Here is a 12,665-nt window from a genome sequence, read left to right as displayed (position 1 = left end):
ACGCCTATCTTATCCCCCATTTCTAAAATCGCCAATTCTGAATTAGCCTGAATTGCCCCTAGTTTTCTGGCCTAGTTTTTGAGTCTAGTTCAAGAATGACATCTTCATAAACTTCATCCAAAGATACGGTTAAATTTAAACTGTGCAGCGTAAATAGTTCTTCTGTGGGAGTATAAGTTTGAAAAAGCCATCCCCCTCCCTCAGTCTTCCGGAAAACTTCCACTCGTTGATGTTTGGTATTGACCAAAACATACTCTTCCAGGCTGTTCAAAGTTTGGTAATCGTTGAATTTATCCCCTCGGTCAAACGCTTCGGTGCTGGGAGACAGCACTTCAACAATCAATTTAGGAAAGCGTTTATAGGTGGAATTTTTTCGGTCATTGGAGTCACAAGTGACCATTAAATCGGGATAATAAAAGCAGTTACGTTGTTCGAGGTAAGCTTTAACATCAGCAAAATACAAACGGCAGTCTGTCCCTCGGAGGTGGCTACGGATGAGCGCAAACAAATTTCCCGCGATCGTGTTGTGGCTGTCTGTCGTCCCTGCCATTGCCAGGACTTCCCCGTTTATATATTGATGTTTGATGGGGCTTTTAATTTCGCTTTCTAGGTATTGTTCTGGGGTGAGAAAATCAGCCGGTTCAGAAAAAGCGATCATGTTTAGGGTTCCTCAAATCACGTTATTCTCGAAGCGGATTCGGAACGAGTCACACTAAAACTGGCCATAGTCCAATCCGCAGCTAACGGGAGCATCTCAAGAAGGCAAAGAGACCTAACCCCCCAGCCCCCTTCCCTCTGAGGGAAGGGGGAGCAAGACGTATAAATTCCCCTTTGAGACCAAATTGAGATGCTCCCCAGCTAACTGGCTATCTGGATCATAACAGGGGATTGGCAGCAACTAAACTGGGGATTTACCATAACTGATCCGTCCTGTTTCTAAGGTGATCAGTTATGGTAAATCCCAGGTTTGGTTCTATCGGTGCAATTACCCCAAGGTATTCAGGATTGACCCTGGGCTTTTTGCTGCCTACCCTGGTGATTAGAAACTCTAGGGGTTTGATAACGGACTGGATTGAGGGACTTGTTGTCAGCCCAGATTTTTCTGTTATCCCCGGTTAAAACTTCCTGAGAACAGCCTACGGAATTAAAGTCAAAACGAGGAACAGTTTCCTCGCGAAAATTCTCAGCTAACCGATTCGGTGCGATCGCCTACATTTCCTGAATCGGAAAATGTTAAGTTTTGGTAATTTTAGGACCAGCTAGGTGAATTAGCCTGGATTGGATTGTATGATTAGAGATAGGCCAGTTCAGTTTGGCTTTGTCCCTGCGCCTTGCTCCCTGACTGTGTTACAAATCATTTAGGATGCTTCTATCGCGAAATCTGTGTGATATCCGATAGGCTTCTGGCTATTTTCCTCCCGATTATCATTGATGTTTTAGGTCGTGAATCTATCCCGAGAACATCTCACAAATAAATAACACTGTAAGATTATGAAGAGACGCGCCACTTTACCCGGTTATCAAATCATTGAAACCTTGTATAAAGGAGCTAAGACTCTAGTCTATCGAGGGATCAGGAACAGCGATCAAAAACCCGTTGTCATCAAAGTGTTACGAAACGAACACCCGAATTTCCATGAACTGGTGCAGTTTCGGAATCAATATATTATCGCCAAAAATCTTAACTATTCTGGGATTATTAAACCGCTTTCCCTAGAGGTTTATCGAAATAGCTATGCTTTAGTCATGGAAGACTTTGGCGGAGTGTCTTTAGCTCATTATTTCCACCGGACCCCCGACAATAATTCTCGTTCTGAACCTTTGACTTTAATAGAAATTCTCAGAATTGCTATTAAAGTCACAGAAATGATTCACAATTTACATCAAAATCAAGTTATTCATAAAGATATTAAACCCGCTAATATTTTAATTAATCGCCAAACTCAAGAAGTTAAACTAATTGATTTTAGCATTTCTTCTCTGTTGCCTAGAGAAATCCAGGAAATCGAAAATACCAATGCATTAGAAGGAACCCTGGCCTATCTATCCCCAGAACAAACAGGCCGAATGAATCGCGGGATAGACTATCGGAGTGACTTTTATTCCTGGGGAGTCACCTGTTATGAACTCTTCACCGGACAATTACCCTTTATTTCAGAAGATGCGATCGAGTTGGTCCATTCTCATTTAGCGAAACCGCCAATTCCCATCCATAAAATCAATCCCAGCATTCCTTTGGCTTTATCTAAAATTGTCATGAAGATGATGGAGAAAAATGCCGAAGACCGATATCAGAGTGCATTAGGAATTAAGCATGATTTAAAAATTTGTTTGGCGCAATTAGAACAAACGGGTCAGATTCAGGATTTTGAAATTGGCCAGCAAGACATCAGCGATCGCTTCCTGATTCCGGAAAAACTCTACGGCAGAGAAGCCGAAGTCACTCAACTCTTAAATGCCTTTGAGAGAGTCAGCCAGGGGGCCAGCGAAATGATGCTCGTCGCTGGATTTTCGGGGATTGGCAAAACCGCAGTGATTAATGAAGTTCATAAACCCATTGTCCGGAAACGGGGTTATTTTATCAAGGGTAAATATGACCAATTTAACCGCAACATTCCGTTTGGGGCTTTTGTGCAAGCCTTTCAAGACTTAATCGAGCAGTTGCTATCCGAATCCGATACTCAACTGCAAACTTGGAAAACAAAACTGCTGGAAGCATTGGGGGAAAATGGCCAAGTTTTAATTGAGGTAATTCCTGAGTTAGAAAACATCATCGGGAAACAGCCACTTGCTCCGGAATTATCAGGAACTGCCGCCCAAAATCGGTTTAATCTGCTCTTTCAAAAATTTGTGCAAGTTTTCACCCATGAAAACCATCCCCTCGTGATATTTTTAGATGACTTGCAATGGGCGGATTCTGCTTCGATTAATTTGCTCAAAATCTTGATGGAAGAGGGTGAATATTTATTAGTTTTGGGAGCTTACCGCGATAATGAAGTCTCTCCCATCCATCCTTTTATCTTAGCGGTGGATGAAATGGTGAAACATGGAGGCCAGGTCAATACAATTGCCTTGTCAGCCTTAAGCAAAAGCCACCTCAATCAGTTAGTATCAGAAACCTTAAATTCTCCGTTATCTCTAACCGAATCATTAACCGAATTAATTTATCAAAAAACCCAGGGTAATCCTTTCTTTGCCACGCGGTTCCTCAATGCCTTGCATGAAGATAATCTGATTACCTTTAAGCGCCATCAGTCTCCCCTGAATTCAGGACAAATTCAAGGGGGGTGGCAATGCGATATGGCCCAAGTCAAAGCCCTAGCGATGACAGATGACGTGGTAGAATTTATGGCATTGCAATTACAAAAATTGCCGAGAGAAACCCAGGATATTCTCAAACTAGCGGCTTGTATTGGAGCAGAGTTTGATTTGAATACCTTAGCCATTGTCAGCGAAACCTCCCCGGGGATGACGGCAACTGCTTTATGGCAAGCCTTGCAGAAAGGGTTAGTGATTCCCACCACAAAAATTTATAAGTTCTTTACTGAATCTGAGACTGAGGAAGTGGTCCAGGCTTCCGCGAATCCCACTTACCGATTTTTACACGATCGGGTTCAACAAGCCAGCTATTCCCTGATTCCTGAACCCCAGAAAAAGCAGACCCATTATCAGATAGGCAAACTCCTAAAACAAAATTTATCGGAGGTAGAAAAAGAGGAAAAACTGTTTGATATTGTCGGGCATTTTAATTTAGGCCAAGAGTTAATCACTCAACCCCAGGAACGGGAAGGGTTAGTCCGCCTAAACTTGGCTGCTGCCCAAAAAGCTAGAAATTCTACAGCCTATTCTGCCGCCAAAACTTTTGTGCAAATTGGATTAGACTTGCTGGATGATGACTGTTGGCACAGTCAGTATGAGTTAACTTTAATCTGTTATGTCAATGCGGCAGAGATAGCCTATTTGAATGCGGATTTTGACCAGATGGATTGGTTTGGGGAACAGGTTTTACAATGCGCCCGAACTTTACTCGATCGGGTGAAGGTTTATCAAATTAAAATCAGTGCCAGGACTACCCAGAATCGGATGTTAGAGGCGATCGCGATCGGTCAAAAGGCCCTACAACAATTGGGGGTAGAGTTCTCCGCTGAACCGGATCAAGCCTTGACGGACGAAGCGCTCAAAACCTTAGCGGTTCAACTTCAGGATACCCAAATTGAGCAGTTGGTTAATCTGCCGGTGATGAAGGACCCTCAGACCATTGCCGCCATGGAACTGTTAGCCTTATTATTTCCCCCGGTTTATCAAGCCAGTCCCGGGTTACAACCCCTGTTATGTGCCACCATCGTCAGTCTATCCCTAAAATTTGGAAATGCACCGGCATCAACCATTGGCTATGCCAGTTATGGCATGGTGCTCTGCGCTTTTTTGGGCGAGGTAGAAACAGGCTATCGGTTTGGGCGTCTCGCACTCAGTTTAATAGATCGATTAAATGTGCGAGAATTCAAGCCGATGACTTTACTATGGTTTGGGTTTTTTATCCAACATCGTTACGAAAATTTAAGAGCCACTCTCCCCAATGTGAAGGAAGGGTATTTGGCAGGAATGGAAATCGGAGAGTTTTTAAATGCGGGTTATAATATTGCGGTTTATTTTTATAATAATTTCTTCGCCGGGGTCGGACTGGAAGATTTAGAGGCCGAAATAGAAAATTATTGTGTTGTCTTAACTAAAGTCAAGCAGAATTCTCCCGTGCTTTACCTCAAGATGACCCAACAGATGCTGCAAAATTTGATGGGAATCGCCCCTCAAAAAGAGCTATTAATTGGAAGCTCCTACGATGAAAGGGTGATGATTCAGCAATATCAGAAAGATAATGAAATATCAGGATTGGCTTATCTCTATACCTACAAACTAATTCTGGACTATCTATTTCATCAACCGGAAAATGCCCTCACCTATATGAGCGAAGCCAACCAAGCTTTGCAAGCGGTTTTTGGTTCCATTCATACCCCATTTTTCCATTTTTATGCGGCGCTTACCTATTTAGCGGTAGGCTCTAATCACTCAGGACTGGAACAAGATAATCTGCTGAAAAACGTAGAAACTCATAAAACTATTCTTGAGCAATGGGCGCAGTATGCACCGATGAACTACCGCCATAAGCTTGATTTGGTCGAGGCGGAAAAATGTCGAATATTAGGAAGAAAATCAGAAGCGATCGACCTCTACGATCGGGCAATTGCTGGCGCTAAACAACATGAATATCTCCAAGAAGAAGCTTTAGCTAATGAACTAGCTGCTGAATTTTACCTAGAGTGGGGTAAAGAAAAAGTGGCCGCAAGTTATATCCAAGAAGCTTACTATTGTTATGCTCAATGGAGAGCGACAGCCAAGGTGGCTGATTTAGTACAACGTTATCCGGAACTGCTTTCGCCTATCTTAGAACAACCGCATCAGACGGGCTTTGTGCCAGAACCCACCACGGGAGAAATCATTCTAGCTCAAAATACTTCTAGCCGGATATCGGAGGCCCTAGATTTGGCAACCTTGCTCAAAGCCTCTCAAGCCATTTCTAGTGAAATGGAACTGGACAAACTTTTAACCGTTATCTTAGAAATTATCATTGCCAATGCGGGGGCAAATAAGGGGGTTTTGCTTCTTAAAAAAGACCTGAATTTACAGGTAAGAGCTTTGATAGAAGTGGGGAAATCTCCGGAAATCATCTCTTCAATTCCTCTGGAATCTAGCTTAGATGTTCCCATTACTGTAGTGAATACGGTCAAGCGGACTTTAAAACCTCTGGTCCTGGCTGATGCCCGAATTAATCCTCGGTTTATGACGGATAGTTATATTCAAAAACACCACCCGAAAAGTGTGCTTTGTAGTCCCCTAATCAATCAAGGGCAGTTGTTCGGTGTTTTATATCTGGAAAATCATCTGACAGTCGGTGCATTTACGAGCGATCGCGTGGAAGTCCTCAGCCTAATATGCGCTCAAGCTGCTATTTCTTTAGAAAATGCCCGTCTCTATCAAACCGCCCAACAAGCCTTCACTGAACTCAAAGCAGCACAACTGCAAATCGTGCAAAGTGAAAAGATGTCAGCCCTAGGAAACCTAGTTTCCGGCATCGCCCACGAAATCAACAATCCCGTTAACTTCTTAAGGGGAAATATTAATCCCGCCTTGGATTATATTAATGATTTGTTCGACTTAATCACGTTAATCCAAGATAAATATCCCAATTTAGACCCAGAAGTTCAAGATAAAATAGCAGAAATTGAACTGGACTATATTCAAGAAGACTTGCCCAAATTAATCGATTCAATGCAGGAAGGCGTCAAGCGGATTAACGACATTAGTAATAGCCTGAGAACCTTCTCGCGTGCGGACACCGATCGCCCCGTCGCCTGCAACATTCACCACGGACTCGATAGCACCATTATGCTGCTCAAACACCGGCTTAAATCCAATGAACATCGTCCGGAGATTAAAGTCATCAAAAACTATAGTGACTTGCCTCTCCTTGAATGCTATGCGGGGCAATTAAATCAAGTTTTCATGAATCTCTTGAGTAATGCGATCGATGCCCTGGAAGACTCCAATCAAGGCTGTGAGTATGGGGATATTAATAATCAAATTCTTGTCAAAACCGAACTCTCCAATGACCAGCAACAGGTAATTATTCGGATTCAAGACAATGGCGTGGGCATGAGTGAAACCTTGCAAACCAAAATTTTTGAGCATTTATTTACCACCAAAGAAGTGGGGAAAGGGACCGGACTGGGATTGGCGATCGCCCGTCAGATTATCGTCGAAAAACACTCAGGAACCCTAGCCGTCAATTCCACATTAGGCAAAGGCACAGAATTTACAATTTCCATTCCCTACTGTCCGAAATCCAAATCATAACCCAACTGAATCCCAAAACTCCCTAAGTCTAAAGTCTTAAAAAAAAGCGATCCTATTCCCAATCAAACCTGAAATTAACTCGGTTCTAAATCCGACTCAACCTGCACCTCTTCCCCGGGAAAATCGACTTTATCATACAAATCCGCCAAGGACAGGGAGAAATCAAAGGATTGAAACGAAACCGTTGCTTCTAAACCATCATACTCGCGAAACAACCAAGCCTGGTCCTCAGTTTTGGTGTAATGTTCAATATGGGAATTGTATTGGTCAATCAATAAATATTCCCGAAAACTGGGAATAGTCCGATAGGCGGCAAATTTTTCATCTTTATCGTAACTGCGAGTAGATTGGGATAACACTTCCGCAATCACAATCGGATTGGTAATGGTATCTTTGCGTCCTTCTTGCAATTCTATCGGCTGACCGACCACCATTACATCAGGATAAGTATAAATTCGCCGGTCCGGAATCCAAAGGCGTTGATCGGCAATAAACACCTCTAAGGGTTGGCGTTTGAGTCCAAAATTAAGAAACGCGAACAAATTACCGGCTATCCGGTTATGATTGGGAGTACCACCGGGCATCAGAACAATTTCTCCTTGACGATATTCATGGCGGTCCTGGGAGCCAATTTCTTGGGCTAAATATTCATCAACCGTATAGGTTCGTTGGCTGAGAGTAGAAGTCATAGCAACTCGCAGGTTAGGTTTGGTTTTATTCTAACCCAAATTATTCAAGGTCAGAGTTTGGGAGTAATACGGAATCCGGTTGTCAAAGGTCTGCAAAAACCCGCAGGCTGTTCGCGTAGCGTTCCGCTTAGAAAGCCTGGGGCACTTGCGGACAAAGCGGTGCCTGCGCGGGCTAAAAGCGAAAACCGACTTTTAACAACCGGATTTGGTATAATTGAGCGTTGGCTGTAACAAGGTTTTGTATGTTACTCATACCTGAGCGGTGGATTATCCTTCGGTCTTTTTCTGGGAGGAAAGATTCGCTCGAACTCGTTCTCTAAATGCTCGTTCTGCCTCCATTTCATCCTGCTGGGCTTGTTCTAAAAACTCATATAAATACTCTTTTTCAACCCAGGGAAAAGTAGGAGAGCGATCGCATTCCTGATAAATGCCTTCCGTCAATTGATAAATCCGCCATTCCCGCCCATTGTAGCGCCAAAATTCCGGCACTCCCATCGCCGCATAGAGACGATTTTTATCAATATCGGTGTGGGTTATATCGACTTCTACCACCAAATCTGGAGGGGGATCGGTGGCAAAATCAACGGTCCGCCCTGCGACTTGAGGTTGATTTTGAATATAATAAGCGCAATCGGGTTCTGCACCGCGATCTAACTCTTCTCGATCCATCGTGGTAGACCCCATTGTTTTAATCTTCATCCCCATCTCAAACACGAGAATGCGGATAAAAACTTCAATCATGTGGAGGCCAAATTCATGACTTTCTAAAGGCATCGTAATTTCTAAAATACCGCTGTCATAAGTCAGACGGGCGGAACGACTTTGGGGTAAAGCATGAAGAATCTGCTGATAAGCTTGCCAGGTTAAGCCTCGCAGGGAAACGCGCTTTTCCCCGACGAGCAGATTACTATAATTTTGAGGTGCTGTGGCAATCATTTTAATTAAGCGTCAGATTGATTTTTGGTGTTTCTATATTTTATAGGGAATTAACCTAGCCCTGTCAATGTGTATTTGTAGGGGCGCTTCGGGAAGCGCCCCTACAAAGGGCGCAAGCATTGCGCCCCTACAAGAAACAACAATTTTTTGTCATTAAATTTACCACCAATTCAGGGCTAGAGTAATTAACCCCAAATTAAACAAAAGGGCGCGTTATCTCATCGGCAACGCACCCCTCACTCATGGTTTAACTCTTTTTCTTTGCTGTGGAAGTCGTGGATTTTTTCTTCGTTGTCCCCGTTTTGGACTTGGTACTACTGGTTTTGGATTTGCTGCTACTACTCTTACTCTTACTCTTACTCTTAGAGGTAGATGCTTTAGCCGCCAGCAGTTCGACCGCTTGTGCTAGGGTGACATCTTCTACGGTGGTGCCTTCGGGCACGGAGGCATTAGTTTTCCCATGTTTGACGTAGGGTCCGTAGGGTCCGTCGTAAACGTTTACGGGTTCGTCATCTGCGGGATGTTTGCCGAGTTCGCGCAGGGGTTCTTTGGCTTTGCTGGTTTTGCTACTGCGTCCCTTTTTCGGTTCAGCGAGTAACTCTAAGGCGCGAGGGAGGGTGATGCTGAGGACATCATCTCCGGCTTTTAAGGACCGATATTCTTTGCCCTCTTCTTTCCCGCGATCGCAGACCACATAAGGTCCAAATCGGCCTAAACTGGCTTGGATTTTGCCGCCGTTTTCGGGATGCACTCCCAAGGTCCTGGGTAAGGCTAGGAGTCCCACTGCTTGATCTAAGGTCAAGTTTTCTGCGGTCACCCCTTTCGGGAAAGAAGCCCGTTTTGGTTTTTTATTCTCTTCGGTGGCTTCTCCGAGTTGGACATAAGGGCCGTATTTGCCAATCATGATATAAATTGGCAACCCGGTATTGGGGTCGGTACCGAGTTGTTCCGGTCCCTCGGTTTTTTGCTTGAGAATCTGTTGGACTTGTTCCGGGTCTAGGTCCGAGGGGGTGAGGTCCTTGGGAATGGAGGCGGTGACGACGCCATCGCCATTGTCGGCTTCGATATAGGGTCCGTAGCGCCCGATGCGAACTTTGGCATCAAGGTTCTCCAATTCCACGCTACGGGCTTGGTTGGGGTCGATCGCACTTTCTTGTTGTTTGACTTGGGTTTCCAGTCCCGTTTCCCCAAGATAAAATTTCTGGAGATAGGGCAACCAGGCAGCTTCTCCGGTGGAAATCTCATCCAGAGTCCGTTCCATTTTCGCAGTAAAGCCGGGGTCTACCAATTCGGGGAAGTATTTTTCCAACAAATCGGTGACGGCAAAGGCGGTAAAGGTGGGGACCAAGGCATTGCCTTTGAGAATGGAATAGCCGCGATCGATGATGGTACTGATAATACTGGCGTAGGTACTCGGACGGCCAATGCCTTCGCTTTCTAAGGTTTTGACCAGGGAGGCTTCCGTATAGCGGGCGGGGGGTTGGGTTTCATGACCGACTGCCTCGATGTTTTGGCAGTTGGGGCGATCGCCGACTTTCAAAGCCGGTAAAATCACCTCTTGGTCCTCTAACGCCGCATCGGGATCATCCGACCCTTCCACATAAGCGCGCAAAAATCCCGGGAAATCAATCCGCTTACCACTGGACCGAAATCCGGCATTCTCCACCTGTAAATCCACCGCGACGATGGTTTGACGGGCATCGGCCATTTGGCTGGCGACGGTGCGTTTCCAAATCAAATCATACAGTTGTAATTCCCGTCCCGAGAGGGGGGTTTGTTGGGGAGTGCGGAAACTACTTCCCGCCGGACGAATCGCTTCATGAGCTTCCTGGGCCCCTTTGCTCTTGGTGGCATATTGCCTAGGTTTGGGGCTGAGATACTCTTTCCCATACATTTCTGCCACACAGGTCCGGGCTGCGGTGAGGGCCTGTTCTGACAGATGCACCGAGTCGGTTCTCATGTAAGTGATGTACCCATTTTCGTAGAGACTTTGGGCAATTTTCATCGTATCCCTGGCCGATAACCGCAGTTTGCGGTTGGCCTCCTGTTGGAGGGTGGAGGTGGTAAAAGGAGGGGAAGGTTTGCGAGTGGTGGGACGTTCCTCAACTTTGGCGACTTGCCAAGGTTTGCCCGTGAGTTGGGTAACCAAGGCCCTGGCTTGTTCTTCGTTGAGGAGGACGACATTGCGACCGGCAGTGATTTGGCCGGTGGATTCATCAAAGTCGCTGCCGGTGGCCACTTTGCGATCGCCCAAGGTAACAAGTTTGGTCTCAAACGGAGTTTTGGCCTGAACTAAGCGGGCTTTTAAATCCCAATAAGACCCTTGACGGAAGGCGCGACGCTGCCGTTCACGTTGCACCAACAGACGCACCGCCACGGACTGCACCCGACCGGCAGAGAGTCCCGAGGCGATTTTTTTCCATAACAGGGGCGAGAGGGTATAACCGACCAAGCGGTCTAAAATCCGCCTGGTTTCTTGGGCGTGGACCAGTTGGTAATCAATCGTGCGGCAATTGTTGAGGGCATCACGAATCGCCTCCCGGGTGATTTCGTGAAACACCATGCGCTTAATGGGCACCTTGGGTTTGAGCACTTCTTGCAGATGCCAACTAATACTTTCTCCTTCCCGGTCTTCGTCCGTTGCCAGAATCAGCTCATCGGCCTGTTTGAGGGCATCTTTGAGGGTTTTGACGACTTTTTGCTTGGTTTTGGGGATGACGTAGAGGGGCTCAAAATCGGCTTCTACATTGACCCCAAGCTGCGCCCACTTTTCCCCTTTGACTTGTTCGGGAATTTCATCGGCAGAGGAGGGCAGATCGCGCACGTGACCCATCGATGCCTCTACGCGATAGTCATTCGGCAGGAAGTTCCGAATCGTGCGGGCTTTGGTTGGAGATTCGACGATGACGAGGGTTGACATGGCACCTTTTGGGGATAGCAGCTTTGTAGAACGTCAGCTTTAGAGCTTTTTGGGGGAAATGTCAAGGGGACAAGCGGGCATCGGTGGGGGTCACAGGCGAGTGCCTCTCCTAAAACAGTATGGCGCAGCGAGTTTCAACTTATGGTGTGGTTTGAATGCTGTGCCGATCTTTATTTATATCCGATTTCGCAAGAGTGGCAGATTTATGGGCAGTATCAGCACCGCTTGGGGTGGGGACGCTTGTGGAAAAGCGCTTTTCTCGGTGGGTTTGATAAAAATGCGATCGCCTCCATGCTTGCTACCCGTATGCACCATTAAGAACAAGCTCCTTAAACTGACCCTAGCATAAGTGGAGGGAACTGGGGATGAAAAACAGGGGTGAGTGGGTCAAGAGGGACTCTACTCTGGCGTCTTTAGGGATGCACAGGCAGACCCAGGGACCCGCTGGATGGGGGCTGGGGGTCTGGGAAAGGGTCTGGGAATCTGAGCATTTGCTATTTTACAATGATGGTAGGGGATGCAATTAACCTTGACAGTAGGGATAAATCTGGGTCTGAGAATCAAATTGCCACTCTGAAGCCGGAAGCAGAAGCATTAGAACTCTTGGTTTCATTCCGGAGTGATCCCCCCAACCCCCCTTAATAAGGGGGGCTTAAGAGATTTATGTAATTGTAGTAATTGTAGTAATTGTAGGGTGGGCATTGCCCACATAGCTGTTCGGTGGGCAGTGCCCACCCTACAATTGCTTCAGTTCGGTGGGCAGTGCCCACCGAACTGAAGCCGGAAGCAGAAGCATTAGAACTCTTGGTTTCATTCCGGAGTGATCCCCCCAACCCCCCTTATTAAGGGGGGCTTCAGAGATTTATGTAATTGTAGGGTGGGTTTGAGCCCACATAGCTGTTCGGTGGGCAGTGCCCACCCTACAATTTCTTCAGGGTCAGGATTTGGGCTATTTTCTTTTTTGGAGATCCCTAAATGTTTATCTCACGGGGGAAGCCAGAGGAATAAATATGTAATTACAGGGGTGCTTAACAGATTTATGCAAAAGTCTATTGAGTCGGCTTGCTCGTAAAAAGTGGTGCAAAATTGTCTATTCCACTGAGCCACTCGACTAACATCAAGCCGCTGCCATTTTCAAAGGTGTTTGCCCTGAAATTGGACAAGCTCAACCCCAAATCTACTTTTTTGATATTCTATATAGAGCTTGGGAA

Annotated in this window: 6 protein-coding genes; 2 read left to right on the top strand and 4 right to left on the bottom strand. The window is 45.8% G+C overall.

The window, feature by feature from the left end; genetic code table 11:
- Positions 1-58: 58 nt before the first annotated feature.
- Entirely contained in the window at positions 59-658 is a 600-nt protein-coding gene (locus NG833_RS01250) for a Uma2 family endonuclease (protein WP_254563518.1), read from the bottom strand.
- Positions 659-1,491: 833 nt separating this feature from the next.
- Between NG833_RS01250 and NG833_RS01245 the strand changes: the two genes are divergently transcribed.
- Positions 1,492-6,909: an ATP-binding sensor histidine kinase gene (locus NG833_RS01245; protein WP_254563517.1), complete on the top strand. Its 5,418-nt coding sequence runs from the start codon at positions 1,492-1,494 to the stop codon at positions 6,907-6,909.
- Between the two features lie 74 nt (positions 6,910-6,983).
- Here the strand turns inward: NG833_RS01245 and NG833_RS01240 are convergent, their stop codons facing one another.
- The 3 genes from NG833_RS01240 to topA all read right to left on the bottom strand — a co-directional run bounded on the left by NG833_RS01240 (position 6,984) and on the right by topA (position 11,454).
- Entirely contained in the window at positions 6,984-7,598 is a 615-nt protein-coding gene (locus NG833_RS01240; protein ID WP_254563516.1) for a Uma2 family endonuclease, read from the bottom strand.
- Positions 7,599-7,865: 267 nt separating this feature from the next.
- Complete coding sequence (locus NG833_RS01235) at positions 7,866-8,534, bottom strand: Uma2 family endonuclease (protein WP_254563515.1); 669 nt, start codon at positions 8,532-8,534, stop codon at positions 7,866-7,868.
- 247 nt (positions 8,535-8,781) lie between these two features.
- Complete coding sequence (topA, locus tag NG833_RS01230; protein ID WP_254563514.1) at positions 8,782-11,454, bottom strand: type I DNA topoisomerase; 2,673 nt, start codon at positions 11,452-11,454, stop codon at positions 8,782-8,784.
- 141 nt (positions 11,455-11,595) lie between these two features.
- On the opposite strand from topA, the gene NG833_RS01225 reads away from it, so the two are divergent.
- Positions 11,596-11,772 (top strand): hypothetical protein, encoded by a 177-nt coding sequence (locus NG833_RS01225; RefSeq protein ID WP_254563513.1) that lies wholly within the window; start codon positions 11,596-11,598, stop codon positions 11,770-11,772.
- Positions 11,773-12,665: the final 893 nt, after the last annotated feature.

It is taken from the genome of Oscillatoria sp. HE19RPO, assembly GCF_024220515.1.
Lineage (GTDB): Bacteria > Cyanobacteriota > Cyanobacteriia > Cyanobacteriales > Laspinemataceae > Laspinema.
Note: the sequence above shows the minus strand (reverse complement) of the source record. Positions and strands in the feature narration are given on the sequence as shown.